This is a genomic window from Serinicoccus kebangsaanensis (assembly GCF_008919445.1).
In the GTDB taxonomy this organism is placed as follows: domain Bacteria; phylum Actinomycetota; class Actinomycetes; order Actinomycetales; family Dermatophilaceae; genus Ornithinicoccus; species Ornithinicoccus kebangsaanensis.
The window spans coordinates 248741-264195 of record NZ_VSLG01000003.1 but is presented as its reverse complement, the minus strand read 5'-3'; the positions used below and the strand labels follow the sequence as shown (position 1 = coordinate 264195).

The following is a 15455-nucleotide window of genomic DNA, read 5'->3' as shown; positions in this document are numbered from 1 at the left end:
TCAGCCCCGGCGGGTGGGGGAGCCGCCCGAGCCCTCGATGTCCAGCTGGCCGGAGGCCAGGCGGACGTCGGTGCGCTTGGCCCGGTCGAGGTACTCGCGCGACTTGACCACCTCTCCCTCGAGGACCCCGATGGTCTGTGACATGCCGTCGAGCGCCTGGACGCGGAACTCGTCGATGGCGTCCATGGTGGCGTAGATGTTGGTGAACGCGGCCTGCAGCTGGTCCAGCCCGAGCGTGGACGAGGCTGCCTGCTCCTGGATCGCCACCGAGTTGTCCCGGAGCAGCTCGCTGGTGCTCTGGATCATCTGCGAGGTGGTCTGGTTGAGCGCGGTGATCTGGTCCAGCACCAGCTTCTGGTTGTTCAGCGCCTGGGCGACGAGCACCGCCGTGCGCAGCGCGGAGACCGTCGTCGTGGAGGCACGGTCGACCCCCTTGATCAGCTCGATGTTGTTCTTCATGACGATGTCGATCGCCAGGTAGTTCTGGATCGACACGGCGAGCTGGGTGAGCAGGTCCTGGTGCTTCTGCCGGACGTAGAACAGCACGTCCTCGCGCATCGCCTTGGCCCGCTCGGGGTCGCTGCTGTCCAGCTCGGCGATGGTGGCGGCCACCTTGGCGTCCAGCTGCTCGGCGATGTAGACGTACTGGTTCAGCCGCCCCATCGACTCCCACAGCTGCTGCTTCTCCAGGTTGAGCGCGGCGTTGTCCTTGGCCAGCTCGTCCTGGCCGCTGCGCAGCGAGTGCAGGATCGCGTCGAGGTGCTTCTCCGCCGACTCGTACTTCTGGAAGTACTTCGTCAGCCGGTCCGAGAAGGGCAGCCGCTCGAACCACTTCTTCACCCCGGTGGCCTGCGCCGGGTCCAGGTCCTCCACCGTGTGCCGCAGCTCGGTGAGCGTCTGGGCGACCTTGGACTCCTTGGACACGCCGCCGCTCTGGATGGCCCGGACGGGCGACTTGAGCAGCCGGTTGGAGGTCTCGGCCGCGGCCCGGATGTCCGCGTCACCCATGGTGCGCACGTCGGCGGCCCGCTGGGCGAACTCGGGAGACTTGGTCTCGGTCTGGGTGAGCCCGGCCAGGTAGGTCTCCACCTTGGCGTCCAGGGCCGGCATCGCCTCGGGATCGACCTGGGGCGCCATCCTCGGCGCCGCCGTCTGCTCGACCGGCTCGGACGGGGCGGGTGCGGTCAGCGTCAACGACTCACCCTGCGGTTCGGGCGCGGCGAGCGGCTGTGGCTGGTCGGTCATCGTCTCTCCTCGGGTGGCCTGGCGTCGTGCGCGCGCCCCCCATCAGGACGCGAGGCACACGCTGTGACGTGCCTATTGTGTCGTGCGTTCCACCTTGGCACACGGGGGCTACCTCCCGGGGTGGCATCTGTCACCGGCCCCGGCGCGGCGGCCGCGTGTCTCAGCCGGAGCGGATGGTGAGCGAGACGGTCACCGGGTCGCCGAGCTCGATCCCCTCCGCCCGCCGGACGGCGTCCTTGAGCGGGACGTAGAAGGAGCCCTGGCGGGGCCACAGGGACGTGCTGAAGTCGGTCTCTCCCACGCGCCCGGTCACCGGCACCATCCCCCAGCCGTAGGTCACCTCGCGCATCACCTCGGTGAGCCAGGCGCACTCCTCCTCGGGCACCACGAGGAAGTGGAACGGCGCCGGGCCGCGCCACTCGACCACCTCGGCGGTGAACTGCAGGTCGGGTGCGGGGCCGCCGTCGTCGGCGTCCGGCGCGCCGTCCTGGTCGCTGGAGGAGCGGGTATGCCGGACCGCCGGGAGGTCGTCGTCCCACTCGAACGCGGGACGGGACGGTGTGGGGTCACCCATCCGGCGCCCCGTGCTCCGGGACCGCGAGGTCGCGCTCGTGCATGGCGGTCAGGCTAGCGCCGGGGACGGACAGCTGCTGTCCGCGAGCGGACCACGCCTCATCCGGCCGCGTCGGCCACGAGCCCGGCCAGGTGCTCCAGCGAGCGGGGCAGGTGGTCCTGCGGGAACGGCGGGAAGTCGAGGTAGCCCCGGGGCCCGGGACCGACCGCCGACCAGTCGTAGCTGAGGACCACCCGCGTGCGGTCCGGCCCGAGCTGCTCCAGGTCGTAGCGCCACACCCAGCCGCCGAACTCGAGCTCGCCGTCGGACCCGACGTAGCCGGGGCGCCAGGAGATGACGTGCGGGGCGTCCAGGTCGAGGACCTCGTTGACGATGTCGTAGTTCCCGTCCGGGTGCTCGGGGTGGAACATCCGCACCCGGAAGAGCTGCCCGGGCTCGCGCAGCTGCTCCTCCTGCAGCGACCGCTCCACCCAGCCGGTGCCGTCGATGGCGGCGTGCCGGCCGGGGTCCGCGAGCACGGCGAACACCGCGTCAGCGGGGGCGGGGATGGTGCGTTCGGCGTGGAGCCTTTCCTCGGACATGACCCACATCCTCCACCCCGGGCGGAATAGGGTGGTCGAGCAGGGCGGTTGATCACTGAGCCGTGCCGACGGCATACCCCGCAGGAGGATTCGTGGAGACCACCGTGACGCGCGTGGACGACGCCTCGCGCCGTGCCGGGCTGCGTCGGATGCGGATGGTGGCGACCGGGCTGCTGCTCCTGATGGCGGTGATCTACCTGCTGACGCACGGTCGCGACGGGGTCTGGGGGTATGTCAACGCCGGTGCCGAGGCCGGGATGGTCGGGGCCATCGCCGACTGGTTCGCGGTGACCGCGCTCTTCCGCCACCCGTTGGGGCTGCCGATCCCGCACACAGCCCTGGTGCCGCGGCGCAAGGACGACCTCGGCGCCAGCCTGGAGCAGTTCGTCACCGACAACTTCCTCACGCCGCAGGTGCTGCGGGACAAGCTGCTGGACGCCCGGGTGGTGCAGCGGGTGGGGGAGTGGCTGCGCGAGCCGGAGCACGCCGAGCGGGTGGTGTCGGAGGCGGCGCCGTTCCTGAGCCGGGCGGTCGAGCGGCTGGACGAGGACGAGATCCGGGTGTTCGTCGACGACGTGGTCATCCCGCGGGTGCGCCGCGAGCCGCTGTCCCCGGTGGCCGGGCACCTGCTGGAGCGGGTCGTCGAGGACGGCTCGCACCGTGGCCTGGTCGACCTCGCCGCCCGTGAGCTGCACGCCTGGCTGGCCCTGCACCAGGACCAGGTCGAGTCCGTGGTGCGCTCCCGGGCGCCCGCCTGGGCACCGACGTGGGTCAACGACCAGGTCACGCGACGGGTCTACACCGAGGTGCTGCGCTGGGCCCGCGACGTCAAGGACGACCCGGAGCACAACGTGCGGCACGCCCTGGACGCCTACCTGTCCGACCTGGGGCGGGACCTGCAGCAGGACGACCGGACGCGGGAGCGCTTCGAGGCGTTGAAGGAGCGGGTGCTGGACCACCCGCAGGTCAGCGCCACGGGGGTGGCCCTGGGCGAGACGCTGCGGACGTCGGTGCTCGACGCCCTGGACGACCCGCAGGGGGCGCTGCGGACCCGGATGAGCACGGGGCTGGCGGGGCTGGGCAGGCAGCTGGTGGAGGACGACCGGCTGCAGTCGCGGCTGGACGCCTGGGTCGCGGACACCGTCGTCGGGCTGGTGCAGCGCTACGGCCCCGAGCTGACCTCGGTCATCTCCGGGACCATCCAGCGGTGGGACGCCCGCGAGGCGTCGGACAAGATCGAGCTGCACGTGGGCCGCGACCTGCAGTTCATCCGGCTGAACGGCACCATCGTCGGCGCCCTCGTGGGGCTGGCCATCCACCTGGTCTCGCAGCTGCTCTGACCGCCCCCCACCCGGGAGTGACCACGGCATAGCACAACCTTCATCGGGTAGTTCGCCGATGAGGGTTGTGCTATCCCGACGTTGGTCCGGGTCGGGGGCGGGGGCCTGTGGACAACTTCTGCGCCGCCTCGGTCGGCTGGGGCACGGTGGCGGGTATGAGCTTCGAGAACCTTCCTGATGACTGGCCCACCCGATCCCTGGACGACCCGGCCCTGGCCGCCGACGTCGTCGACCTGGTCGTGAGCGACGCGGACCGCAGCGCCGGTGCGCTCGGCTTCCTGCTGTGCCGCCCCGGCGGCAGCCTGGCCCAACCCGTGGTGGTGGGCGAGGTGGGTCGGGAGGACCCGCGGGAGGTGGTCGGCCGGATGATCCCCGTCATCGAGGACCTGCCCGACACCCCGGGCTTCGTGCTGGTGCTCGCACGTCCGCGCGGCGGCGTCACCGACGCCGACCGCAGCCTGCACCAGTATGCGCTGGACGCCTGCCAGGACGCGGGCCTGAGCCTCTGGGGCACCTACCTGGCCACCCACGCCGGCGTCACCCACCTGCCGGTCGCCGCGGGTCTGGTCCCGCGCACCGGCGCCGCCTGAGCCGAGTCGCCGAGGACGGCCGCCGGAGCCGGCAGAGCGCGGAAACCGGGTGGCGCCCGCTCGTTAGAGTGGAGGGCGTGCCCGGGCCAGATCGACGCGACCGCAAGGACGGCAAAGGTCGCGGGCGCGGTAGGGGGCGGGCACCGACGCCGAGGGGCGCCGACGCCGCCGCTGCGGCCAGGGCGCGCGCAGCAGCGCAGCCCGCTGCGGGCTCCCTGCACTACCCACCCGACCTGCCGGTCACCCAGCGCCGCGCCGACCTGCTCGACGCGGTGCGCGAGCACCAGGTCGTCGTCGTCGCGGGGGAGACCGGCTCCGGCAAGACGACCCAGCTGCCGAAGATCTGCCTGGAGCTCGGTCGCGGCGTCGAGGGGATGATCGGTCACACCCAGCCGCGCCGGATCGCCGCCCGGTCGGTCGCCGAGCGGGTGAGCGAGGAGCTCGGCGTCGAGCTGGGCACCGTGGTCGGCTACCAGGTGCGGTTCACCGACGTCTCCCGGGCCGACACGCTGGTCAAGGTGATGACCGACGGCATCCTGCTCTCCGAGCTGCAGCGCGACCGGGACCTGCGACGCTACGACACGCTCATCATCGACGAGGCGCACGAGCGCAGCCTCAACATCGACTTCATCCTGGGCTACCTGCGCCAGCTCCTGCCGCGCCGCCCGGACCTCAAGGTCGTCATCACCTCGGCGACCATCGACGTGCAGCGGTTCGCGGAGTTCTTCGCCGACGCCGACGGCCGCCCGGCACCGGTCATCGAGGTCTCCGGGCGCACCTACCCGGTGGAGGTCCGCTACCGCCCGCTCACCCGGGAGGCACCGCCGCGCAAGGGCACCGGCGGTGAACCGCAGCAGATCGAGATCGACCAGGTCACGGGGGTCGTCGAGGCCGTCGAGGAGCTGTGGACCGAGGCCAGCGGGCGCGACGGCCGGGGCGAGGACGTCCTGGTCTTCTGCTCCGGCGAGCGGGAGATCCGCGACGTCTGCGACGCCCTCACCGGTCTCGACCTCCCGGCGACCGAGGTGCTGCCGCTCTACGGCCGGCTGTCCGCCGCGGAGCAGCACCGGGTCTTCGCGCGGCATACCGGCCGCCGCATCGTCGTCTCCACCAACGTCGCCGAGACCTCGCTCACCGTGCCCGGCATCCGCTACGTCGTGGACACCGGCACGGCGCGGATCAGCCGCTACAGCCAGCGGCTCAAGGTCCAGCGGCTCCCCATCGAGCCGATCAGCCAGGCCTCCGCGGACCAGCGGGCGGGCCGCTGCGGTCGTCTCGCCGACGGCATCGCGATCCGGCTCTACAGCCAGGAGGACCTCGAGTCCCGACCGGAGTTCACCGACCCCGAGATCCTGCGCACCAACCTGGCCAGCGTCATCCTGTCGATGACCAACCTCGGTCTGGGCGAGATCGAGAAGTTCGGCTTCCTCGAGCCTCCCGACTCCCGCCAGGTCGCGGACGGGGTCCGGCTGCTCACCGAGCTGCAGGCGATCGACCCGACCGCTCCGGCGCACCTGCCGCGCCAGCGGCTCACCGCCTACGGCCGCGCCATCGTCGCCCTCCCGGTCGACCCCCGGCTGGCCCGGATGCTCATCGAGGCCGAGCGCCAGGGCGCGCTGAAGGAGGTGCTCGTGGTCGTCGCGGCGCTGTCCATCCAGGACGTGCGCGAGCGGCCCTCCGACCGGCAGCAGCAGGCCGACCAGGCGCACGCGCGGTTCCGCCGCGTCGGCGGGCCGACCGCGGGCCGGCGCGGGAAGGACGCCGGCCCGGCCAAGGACGACACGGTGGACTCCGACTTCCTCGTCGTCCTCAACCTCTGGCGCTACCTCCAGCAGCAGCAGAAGCAGCGCTCCGGCAGCGCCTTCCGCCGGATGTGCAAGGCGGAGTTCCTGCACTACCTGCGGGTCCGCGAGTGGCAGGACCTGCACACCCAGCTGCGCCGGGCGGTCAAGCAGCTCGGGATGGAGCTCAACCAGCACCCCGCGAACGCGGACCAGGTGCACTCCTCGCTGCTCACGGGCCTGCTGTCGAACGTCGGCATGTGGGAGCGCGAGGCCCGCGCCTACCTCGGCGCCCGCAACGCCCGGTTCGTCATCCAGCCCGGGTCGGTCCTGCACCGCAAGAACCCCGACTGGGTGATGAGCGCGGAGCTGGTGGAGACCACCCGGCTGTGGGCGCGCACCAACGCCGTGGTGGACCCCGCGACCGTGGAGCGCGCCGCGACCCACCTGGTCAGACGTTCCTACAGCGAGCCGCGCTGGTCCCGCTCGGCGGGCTCGGCGGTCGCGGACGAGCGGGTGACGCTCTACGGCATACCCCTGGTCGCCGGTCGCGCCGTCCCGCTCGGGCGGATCGACCCCGAGACGGCCCGTGACCTGTTCATCCGTCAGGGTCTGGTGGAGGAGGACTGGGAGACCCGGCACGAGTTCTTCCACGCCAACCGCCGCCTGCTGCGCGAGCTCGGCCAGCTCGAGGAGCGGGCGCGTCGCCGCGACATCCTCGTCGACGACGAGACCCTGGTCGAGTTCTACGCCGACCGGATCCCGGCCGAGGTGGTCTCCGGCGCGCACTTCGACACGTGGTGGAAGAAGGAGCGTCGACGCGACCCGGAGCTGCTCACCTTCACCGAGGACCTGCTGGTCGGGGAGGCCGGCGACGCCGTCAGCGATCTCGGCGTCGCCTTCCCCACCCGCTGGTCCCAGGGCGAGCTCACCCTCGGGCTGACCTACCAGTTCGAGCCGGGGGCCGACGCCGACGGCGTCACCGCACACCTGCCCGTCGAGGTGCTCAACCAGGTCGACGAGACCGGCTTCGACTGGCTCGTCCCGGGCATGCACGAGGAGCTGGTCACCGCGCTGGTCAAGGCGCTGCCCAAGGACGTGCGTCGCAACTTCGTCCCGGCGCCGGACCACGCGCGCGCCGCGCTCCGGGGTATGCGCGAGGCCGGCGTGGTCGGCGCGCTGCCCGTGCGGGAGGCGCTCGCCGAGGAGCTCACCGGCCGCGGTCTGGCGCGGGTGGATCCGCAGGACATGGCCTGGGAGCGGGTACCGGACCACCTGCGCATGACCTTCCGCGTGGAGCGGTCGGTCCGGCCGGGCCGGAAGGGCCGGGACGGGCGCCGGGGGCGGGTCGAGGTCCTGGGCGAGGGCAAGGACCTGGCCGCCCTGCAGCAGCAGCTGGCCGGTCAGGTGCGCACGACGATGGCCGCGGCCGCGGCCGGGGTCGAGCGCAGCGGTCTGACGGCGTGGCCCGAGGGCGAGCGCTACGACCCGCTGCCGGAGACCTTCAGCCGACAGGTCGGGCCCCGCGAGGTGCAGGGCTTCCCGGCCCTGGTCGACACCGGGGACGCCGTGGACGTGCGGGTGATGGCGACCCGGTCGGAGGCCGAGCGGGAGACCCGTCGCGGGGTGCGCCGGCTGCTGCTGCTCGGCACCACACCGCCGTGGAAACGGCTGCTGGCGCTGCTGTCCAACGAGCAGAAGCTGTCCCTGGGGCACAACCCGCACGGCTCGGTCCCGGCCCTGCTCGAGGACGCGCTCGCCGCCGCGGTGGACTCGGTCGTGCTGGACCAGCCGGGGGCGACGGTGCGCGACCCGGCACAGTTCGAGGCTGCCCTCGCGGGGGTGCGCCGGCTCACCGTGCCGCGCGTGCTGGAGATCGTGGAGTCGCTCGTGCCGATCCTCGACACCGCCCGCCAGGTCTCGCTCCGGCTGCAGCGGCTGGACGCGCCCGCCGCCGCCGACATGGCGCTGGACCTGCGCCGTCAGCTGGACACCCTGCTGCGGCCGGGCTTCGTCGCGGAGGTGGGTCACGCACGTCTGCCGCGGATGGTGGTCTGGCTGCGCGCGATGGCCGAGCGGTTGGACAAGGGGCTGCAGGACCTGCCCCGGGACCGGCAGCGGATGGAGGACGTGCACGTGGTGGAGGCAGAGCTCGCCTCCTTCCTCGACGGGCTGCCGCCGCACCGGCGGGAGGACCCGGACGTGCGGGACATCGTCTTCTCGGTGCAGGAGTTGCGGGTCTCGCTCTTCGCCCAGCGGCTCGGCACGCCGGCGCCGGTGTCGGCCAAGCGGATCTACGTCGCCATGGACCGCGCCGAGGCCGCGGGCTAGCGTCAGGGGCCGTCAGCGGTGACGCCCGGCGCGGCGAGGACGTCGAGCAGCTCATGCAGCACGGCATCCTGATCGGAGCGGCTCAGTGCAGCGACACCAGCGCACGGATCAGCCCGGTCCCTTCCTGCAGGTCGTCGAGCGCCTTTCCCAGCACGGCTCCGTGACTGCGGCGGGGGTCGGCGGCGCGTTGCGCCCGACCCGTGACCGGAGCGGTGGTGAGCAGGTCGCCGCGGGTGATCGGTCCCCCCGCGTCGCAGGCGAGCACCCAGACCTTGCCGGTGAGCGCCACGGGCACCCCAGCGGCCAACCCGGCATCCATGACGAGCGCCGGCCGGTGGCTGCCCGCACCGCTGACCACACCGACCACGCCGGTGTCGTAGGCCGTGTCGCACGCCCGCACCCGGTCTCCACCGCCGTCGCTCTCGCCGAGCACGACGACGGTGCCGGGGACGACCTCGGCATCGCCCGGGGCGAAGCGTTCGGCCAGGTCAGCGCCCTGGAGCACCACATCCCCGCCCACCCGCACCGTGCCCGCGACATCGATGTCGCGGTCAGCCCGGACATCGCCCAGCAGGTGGACCTTGCCCTCGAAACGACCGGCCCACTCAGGGCCCCGAGCCGTGACACCGGCGTGACCGGGGCTGCGGGTCTCGCCGACCACGCCGTGCCCGGCGTTGCCCACCCCGGCGACACCGCAACGGTCGGGGGCGACGGACTCACCCCATACCCCTTGGGCGAGATCGCTCTCGCCGAGGACGCCGGGGCGGTCGCCCTTGGCCTGGCCGTGGATCCCGACGCCGCTCCTGCTGATGCCGAAGACACCGACTCCAGGGCCACCGGTCTGCCCTCGCACACCGTCGCCCTTGGCGCTGATCCCGACCACGCCGGGGTAGTGCTCCTCCACGGCTCGGAAGGCGCGCTGGATCCGCGCCAGCTGCTCATCGGTGAGCAGCTCGCGGGCGAGGAACTCGTCATCGGGCATGGGTGTCTCCTTCGAAAGATCGGGAACTACTCGACGCCGCCGCGGAGGGCGAGCACCTGGCTGAACCACGGACTCTGCTGGTTGCGCGGGCCAAAGGGCGCCTGCCAGTCCTCCGCCGCCGGCGTCTGCCCGAGGGTGGGGTCGATGGGGTAGTTGCCCCGCCCGCACCACCAGTCAGCGACGATGTTGGCCTGCTGGTCGGGCCCCCACGAGGTGCTGCTGACCCAGGGGGTGTTCGGGTAGGTGTAGTCCTTGACCGCCGAGGCGTAGGCGGCGCGACAGTAGAGCGCGGGTGTGAATCTCGTGTGCATGATCTGCCACACGTGGGTCATCTCGTGGAAGAAGATGTGTCCCCCCGGCCAGCGCCCGTCGTCGTCCGTCTCGCCGTTGCCGCCGTAGCGCAGCGGGCCGACGCTCAGCGCCTTGCCGATGTTGACCAGGATCGGGCCGCCCGGGTGGGGCACCACGAACGGCCGGTTGCCCAGCCCGAGCAGGTTGGTGAGCAGGACCTTGTCGTAGGCGATCCTGCCCGCCCCGAAGACGTCGTCGCAGGCCGCTCGCTCGGCGTCGGTGAGGTGGCGGTGGCTGATCGCCGCCTTGGCGGTGGCCGCGCCCGCCCAGAACGCCGGGTAGGCGGCACCTGGCCCCAGCACGAAGACCGCTCCCCCGCTGGCGACGACGCCGACCAGCCCGGGCACGAGGAGCTCCTCGACGTCCAGGGCGTCGGCCGCGCGGCCCGCCACGACCAGCCCGGCCCCGGTGGCTCCCAGGGTGGCGTTGGCGAGCGCCAGCTGGCCGAGCAGGGCCAGGCCGTCGCCCACGACGCCCAGGGCGTCGGTGCTGTACTGCACGTTGCGGGTGATGGGCGCACTGCGGACCTGTGCCCAGTGCGCGGCGACCGGCGCGACGAAGGTGTTCTGCGACCACGAGTGCCTTCGCGCCCCCTTGCGGTTGGTGCCGTAGGCCGTGCCGCCGTCGGCGAAGGAGAACGCCGCCTCACGAACCACGCCGTCGGGGCCGGGCAGGGACACCCGCACGGTCACGGTGACGCTGGCGCGGTAGCTCGGCCAGCCGCTGGCGTGGATGAACCCGGAGAAATGGACGAAGCCGTCCGAGCGGAGCTCGAGGCGGAAGGCCCCGCCGAGCGCCACCCCCGAGGGCGTCACGATCCGATCGGTATGCACGCGGGTCTGCAGGAACGCCGAGGTCACCGCGGTGGCCCGGTGGGGTTGGGGGACGACCACGGTGACGGCGACGGCACGCAGCGAGGTCGCCTGCTCGCCGTAGGCCTGTCGCAACGAGAGGTCCATGGGTCGATGCTGGCGCCTGCCGTCACCCATGGACATCCGGGAAAGCCCGGAAACTTGCTCGCACCCGCAGCGATGCCGGTGTCATCATTAGCCATGACACCCGTCGGTGCCCTGCGGGTGGGGGTGATGCCCGCCACCGGACTTGCTGCCGTCCACCGCGCCCTGGGCCAGGTGCGACGCCGCAGCCCGCAGTGCCTGCTGACGGTGCGGGAGAGCTGGGGATCGCCTGCTGATCTGGAGGCCGTGCGCGACGGTGGGTTGGACGCCCTGGTGCTCGTGGGGCCCGTGAGCGATCCTCTGCTCGACGTCGTCACCCTCCGGGTCGTGGACCGGCACGTCGTCGTGTCCGCCGACCACCGGCTCGCAGGCCGGCCCTCGGTGCGGCTGGCCGACCTGCTGGACCAGCCGACCTTCCGCCGCCAGGAGGACGTCCTTCCGCAGTGGCGGTCCTACTGGCTCAACGTGGAGGACCGCGGCGGCGAGCCGAGGTATGTCGGCCGGGGGGCCACCGAGTTCGACGCGCTCCTGGCCATCGGGAGCGGCCAGGTCATCGGTGTGGCGCCCGAGGGCTGGGGCCGCCGACCGGGGCTGGCGAGCCTGCCGGTGGTCGACCTCGAGCCGGCCCCGGTGGTCCTCGTCCTGCGCAAGGAGCCGCCGACGGGTCACCTGCGCGAGTTCGTCACCGTGCTGACCCAGGCTCGCACCGAGCTCTCCCCGGCCGAGCAACGCGTCGCCCGGCTGGTCATCGACGGGTATACGGACGCCGAGATCGCGCGCGAGCTCTTCTTGTCGCCGCGCACCGTGGAGAGCCACCTGGCCAGCGCGCGCCGCAAGCTGGGTCTGCGCTCGCGGGCGCACCTTGCTGCCCATCTCGCCGGACACGGTGCGGGCTGACGGCATACCGTGCGGTCGGTCGACGCAGACCGTGCGGTCGGTCGACGCAGATCGTGCGGCCGGTGGGCGCAGATCGTGCGGCCGGTCGGGATCTGGCAGAGTCGCGGTATGGCACCCGACGACCCCACCCCGCACGCGCTCACCGCGGACCCGGACCTCGCCGACTGGAGGGTGGTGCTGGGCAGGCTGCACACCCGCTACCTCACCGGTGACTTCGCCGCGGGCGCCCGGCTCGCCGGGCGGATCGCCGAGGTCGCGGACGAGCTGGGCCACCACCCGGACGTGGACCTGCGCTACCCGCACGTCACCATCAGCACGGTCAGCCACGACGTCGGGCGGCTCACCGACCGGGACCGGGAGCTCGCCGTGGCGATCAGCCGGATCGCCGGTGAGGCGGGCGTGAGCGCCGCTCCCGACCAGGTCAGCGTGCTGGAGATCGCGCTGGACGTCATGGACGCGCCCGCGGCCGCACCGTTCTGGGCGGCGGTGCTCGGCTACGACGAGGTGGGCGAGCACGAGCTGGCCGACCCCGGCGGCCGGCTGGCGCCGCTGTGGTTCCAGCAGATGGAGGCGCCCCGCACCGAGCGTGGACGCTTCCACCTCGACGTCAACGTCCCTCACGACATCGCCCGCGAGCGCGTCGACGCGGCCCTGGCGGCCGGGGGCCGCCTGGTCACCGACGAGCACGCGCCGTCCTGGTGGGTGCTCGCCGACGGGGAGGGCAACGAGGCCTGCGTCTGCACCTGGCAGGGGCGTGAGGACAGCGGAGAGACCGCGGTATGACGTTGCGCGTCGGCCTCTCCGGCGGCATCGGCTCCGGGAAGTCGACGGTGGCGGCGCAGCTGGGGGAGCTCGGCGCGCTCGTCGTGGACGCCGACCTCGTCGCCCGCGAGGTGGTGGAGCCCGGGAGCCCGGGCCTGGCCGAGGTCGCCGAGCGCTTCGGGCCCGGGGTGATCGCCGCCGACGGCTCGCTGGACCGGGCCGCACTGGGTCGGGTGGTCTTCGTCGACGAGCAGGCTCGGCGTGACCTGGAGCGGATCACCCACCCGCGGATCCGCCGCCGGTCCGCCGAGCTGATGGACGCCGCGCCGCAGGGCACGGTGGTCGTGCACGACATCCCGCTCCTGGTGGAGATGGGGCTGGTCGGCGACTACGCCCTCACGGTGATCGTCGACGTGCCGGAGGCCGAGCGGCTGCGTCGTCTGGTGCAGCTGCGGGGGATGGACCGCGAGTCCGCGCAGGCCAGGCTGCGCGCGCAGGCCGACGACGCCGGGCGGGCCGCCGCCGCAGACGTGCTGCTGGACAACTCCACGACACGGGAGGACCTGCGGGACGCGGTCGCCACCCTGTGGACCGCGGTGCTGCGCCCCTTCGAGGCAGCCCTGCGGTCAGGGACCGTCCCCGAGGGCGCCTCCCCGCCCGTCGCCGGCAGTGCGGAGCAGGTGCGGCTGGCGGAGCGGCTGCGCGGTGCCGACGGTGACCCGGTGGCGCTGCGGGACCGGGGGGTCCTCGCCGATCCCGACGGCGCCGGCTCCCTGGTCTGGTGCTGCCCGCCGCGGCCGCTGCGGTGGTCGCCCGACCAGGAGCTCCCGGGCGGCTAGCGCGAGGCCTGCTCGGGCGGCGCGGCCAGCCCGAGGTGCTCGGCCGCGGGCCGCGGCTCCTCGCCCAGCACGTGCTCGGCGAGGAAGGCGCTGACGGTGGCGTACCAGACCGTGGCGTGCTGGGGCTTGAGGATCCAGTGGTTCTCGTGCGGGAAGTAGAGGAACCGGTGCGCGGTGCTGCCGTCCTGCGCCTGCGGCAGGCCGGAGCGGGAGAGCAGCTCGTACCACAGCCGCAGCCCCTCGCCGATGGGCACGCGGTAGTCCTTGTCGCCGTGGATGACCAGCATCGGGGTGACGATGTCCGCGACGAAGTGGTGCGGGCTGTTCGCCTCGGCCATCTCGGGCGTCATCTCCCGCTGCCAGTAGAAGGCCGCGTCCGTCGTCGGCCCGAAGCCGTCCAGCGCCCACAGCGAGGCGTGCGTGACGACCGCACGGAACCGGTCGGTGTGCCCGGCGACCCAGTTGGCCATGTAGCCGCCGAACGACCCCCCCATCGCCGCCGTGCGTCCGCCGTCGATGTCCTCGCGGGCGGTGGCAGCGTCGGTGATCGCCATCAGGTCGGTGTACGGCGCCTGGCCCCAGGCGCCCCAGCCACGCTGCACGAAGTCCTGGCCGTAGCCGGTGGACAGCGCGGGGTCCGGCAGCAGCACGGCATACCCCTGGGCCGTCATCAGCCACGGGTTCCACCGCCACGTCCAGGCGTTCCACGACCCGAGCGGTCCGCCGTGGATCCACAGCAGCATCGGGTGCGGGGTGCTCGCGCCCGACCCCGCGTCGCCCTCGGGCAGCGCCAGCCATGCACGGACCCGGGTGCCGTCGTCCGTGGTGGTCTCGACCTCCTCCAGCCGCCCGGGGATCGTGGGGCGCTCGGCCGGCCCCGGCAGCCGGGTGACCTCGCCGCTGGTCAGGTCCAGCCGGACCACCTCGGGCGGGAAGAGGTAGGAGGAGCGGATGCCGTAGGCGGTGGCTCCCTCGGGCGCGATGACCAGGTCTGTCCACGCCGCGTCGTCCTGGGTCACCTGGGTGACCTCCCCGGACTCGACGTCGATGCGGAAGACCGGTCGGCGGCCGTCGCTGTCCGCCAGGGCGATGACGCAGCTCCCGTCCGGCGTCCAGCCGACCGGTTGAGCCCACCGGTCCCAGTCGTGCGCCAGCGGCGTGGTCTCGCCGGTGTCGGTGTCCATGAGGTGCAGCTGCGGCCGGGGCGGCCGGTCCGGAGCGGTGATCCGGCTGCGGACGATCACGGCCCGCGACCCGTCGGGGCTGACCGGCCCGGCGTGCGCCTCGGTGCCCGGCTCGTCGACGAGGGTCCGCGACGTGCCGTCCTCCAGGTCGATCCGCAGGATCCCCTCGCGCAGGTCGGCGCGCCCCTGCGGGACGGTCAGCCCCACCAGCGCGAAGCTGCCGTCGGGGGAGACCACCGGGCTGGGCTCGTGCAGCGGGGCCGGCAGGCCGGCGGTGAGCAGCCGCAGGTGCTTCTCCCGGCCCTGGTCGACGGTGCCCGGGACGGAGGGTGAGGCCACGGTGGCGGCGTCTGCGTCGGCGTCCGCGTCGTCCTCGGGGACGGCCCGCACACCCGGCGCAGGACCGTCGTCGAGGGCGAAGACCTGCGGCACCGCGGGTCCGAGGTCGTGGTCCCAGAAGCGGATCGGGTAGGACGTGTGCAGGATCGCGTCGACCTTGGCCGTGGTCCGGCCCTCGGAGAGCGTCGCGTGCTCCGCCTCGTCGCTCGCCCCCGGCAGCAGCCCCGCGACCACCAGGAGTCGGTCCGCCGCACGGGCACCCACCACGCCGGAGACGCCGCCGGGCCGGCTCAGCACCACCCGGGCCTCCCCGCCCTGCCGCGGGATGGTCCACAGGGCCGCCTGCGGGTCGGGGTCCTCGGCGGCGTCGGGGTCGGGGCGCGCCGAGGTGAAGTAGAGGTCGCCGGTGCCGCTGAAGGCCGCCCCGGTCTCGCCCTGGGCGCTGCGGGTGAGCCGGTATGCCTCCCGCTCGCCCACCGGGTCGACCTCCCAGAGCGCCGACACGTGGCCGGTGGCACCGGGGTTGAGGGTGGCCACCGCGGTGACCAGCCGGGTGCCGTCCGGGCTCAGCGCCAGTCCCGAGACGCGCGGGAGGGCGACATAGTGCGACAGGTCGTGGAACGCGGTCTCGGGGGAGGGCATACCTCGTTCCTATCATCGGTTTCTGCACGACCGGCACCCAGGCCCGGAATCTCAGGTGCCG

Annotated in this window: 12 protein-coding genes; 6 read left to right on the top strand and 6 right to left on the bottom strand. The window is 73.2% G+C overall.

The genetic code is table 11. The features are described 5' to 3' along the window. The 3 genes from FXF60_RS05150 to FXF60_RS05140 all read right to left on the bottom strand — a co-directional run bounded on the left by FXF60_RS05150 (window position 1) and on the right by FXF60_RS05140 (window position 2400). On the bottom strand, window positions 1–1245 hold the full coding sequence (locus tag FXF60_RS05150) for a toxic anion resistance protein (RefSeq protein ID WP_151524191.1): 1245 nt from the start codon (window positions 1243–1245) through the stop codon (window positions 1–3). A 160-nt stretch (window positions 1246–1405) separates the two neighbouring features. Beyond that, on the bottom strand, window positions 1406–1819 hold the full coding sequence (locus FXF60_RS05145) for a DUF1905 domain-containing protein (RefSeq protein WP_151524190.1): 414 nt from the start codon (window positions 1817–1819) through the stop codon (window positions 1406–1408). Between the two features lie 98 nt (window positions 1820–1917). After that, window positions 1918–2400: an SRPBCC family protein gene (locus tag FXF60_RS05140; protein ID WP_151524189.1), complete on the bottom strand. Its 483-nt coding sequence runs from the start codon at window positions 2398–2400 to the stop codon at window positions 1918–1920. 92 nt (window positions 2401–2492) lie between these two features. Here FXF60_RS05140 and FXF60_RS05135 point away from each other — a divergent pair, with 92 nt between their 5' ends. From FXF60_RS05135 to hrpA, 3 genes are all read left to right on the top strand, one after another. After that, entirely contained in the window at window positions 2493–3740 is a 1248-nt protein-coding gene (locus FXF60_RS05135) for a DUF445 domain-containing protein (protein ID WP_238335714.1), read from the top strand. Between the two features lie 155 nt (window positions 3741–3895). After that, a complete protein-coding gene (locus tag FXF60_RS05130; protein WP_151524188.1) occupies window positions 3896–4330 on the top strand; it encodes a hypothetical protein in 435 nt (144 codons plus the stop codon). 77 nt (window positions 4331–4407) lie between these two features. Then, on the top strand, window positions 4408–8442 hold the full coding sequence (hrpA, locus tag FXF60_RS05125) for an ATP-dependent RNA helicase HrpA (protein WP_151524187.1): 4035 nt from the start codon (window positions 4408–4410) through the stop codon (window positions 8440–8442). A gap of 82 nt (window positions 8443–8524) precedes the next feature. Here hrpA and FXF60_RS05120 read toward each other — a convergent pair whose 3' ends face one another. Then, complete coding sequence (locus FXF60_RS05120; protein WP_151524186.1) at window positions 8525–9424, bottom strand: hypothetical protein; 900 nt, start codon at window positions 9422–9424, stop codon at window positions 8525–8527. Window positions 9425–9450: 26 nt separating this feature from the next. Further along, window positions 9451–10734, bottom strand: coding sequence for a hypothetical protein (locus FXF60_RS05115; RefSeq protein ID WP_192796601.1), 1284 nt, complete (start codon window positions 10732–10734; stop codon window positions 9451–9453). Window positions 10735–10827: 93 nt separating this feature from the next. Between FXF60_RS05115 and FXF60_RS05110 the strand changes: the two genes are divergently transcribed. From FXF60_RS05110 to coaE, 3 genes are all read left to right on the top strand, one after another. After that, complete coding sequence (locus FXF60_RS05110; protein WP_192796600.1) at window positions 10828–11628, top strand: LuxR family transcriptional regulator; 801 nt, start codon at window positions 10828–10830, stop codon at window positions 11626–11628. Between the two features lie 108 nt (window positions 11629–11736). Beyond that, window positions 11737–12411: a 4a-hydroxytetrahydrobiopterin dehydratase gene (locus FXF60_RS05105; protein WP_151524183.1), complete on the top strand. Its 675-nt coding sequence runs from the start codon at window positions 11737–11739 to the stop codon at window positions 12409–12411. After that, the gene (gene coaE, locus FXF60_RS05100; RefSeq protein ID WP_151524182.1) at window positions 12408–13229 is read left to right on the top strand and encodes a dephospho-CoA kinase; all 822 of its coding nucleotides are present in this window, start codon (window positions 12408–12410) and stop codon (window positions 13227–13229) included. The genes FXF60_RS05105 and coaE overlap by 4 nt, the downstream gene beginning before the upstream one ends. Here the strand turns inward: coaE and FXF60_RS05095 are convergent. Then, complete coding sequence (locus FXF60_RS05095) at window positions 13226–15394, bottom strand: S9 family peptidase (RefSeq protein WP_151524181.1); 2169 nt, start codon at window positions 15392–15394, stop codon at window positions 13226–13228. The genes coaE and FXF60_RS05095 overlap by 4 nt on opposite strands. Window positions 15395–15455: the final 61 nt, after the last annotated feature.

What these genes read in the sequence shown, in the direction of transcription:
- FXF60_RS05150 (WP_151524191.1), bottom strand. Translation starts at nt 1,245, where the DNA reads ATGACCGACCAGCCACAGCCGCTCGCCGCGCCCGAACCGCAGGGTGAG.
- FXF60_RS05145 (WP_151524190.1), bottom strand. Translation starts at nt 1,819, where the DNA reads ATGGGTGACCCCACACCGTCCCGTCCCGCGTTCGAGTGGGACGACGAC.
- FXF60_RS05140 (WP_151524189.1), bottom strand. Translation starts at nt 2,400, where the DNA reads ATGTCCGAGGAAAGGCTCCACGCCGAACGCACCATCCCCGCCCCCGCT.
- FXF60_RS05130 (WP_151524188.1), top strand. Translation starts at nt 3,896, where the DNA reads ATGAGCTTCGAGAACCTTCCTGATGACTGGCCCACCCGATCCCTGGAC.
- FXF60_RS05120 (WP_151524186.1), bottom strand. Translation starts at nt 9,424, where the DNA reads ATGCCCGATGACGAGTTCCTCGCCCGCGAGCTGCTCACCGATGAGCAG.
- FXF60_RS05115 (WP_192796601.1), bottom strand. Translation starts at nt 10,734, where the DNA reads ATGGACCTCTCGTTGCGACAGGCCTACGGCGAGCAGGCGACCTCGCTG.
- FXF60_RS05110 (WP_192796600.1), top strand. Translation starts at nt 10,828, where the DNA reads ATGACACCCGTCGGTGCCCTGCGGGTGGGGGTGATGCCCGCCACCGGA.
- FXF60_RS05105 (WP_151524183.1), top strand. Translation starts at nt 11,737, where the DNA reads ATGGCACCCGACGACCCCACCCCGCACGCGCTCACCGCGGACCCGGAC.
- coaE (WP_151524182.1), top strand. Translation starts at nt 12,408, where the DNA reads ATGACGTTGCGCGTCGGCCTCTCCGGCGGCATCGGCTCCGGGAAGTCG.
- FXF60_RS05095 (WP_151524181.1), bottom strand. Translation starts at nt 15,394, where the DNA reads ATGCCCTCCCCCGAGACCGCGTTCCACGACCTGTCGCACTATGTCGCC.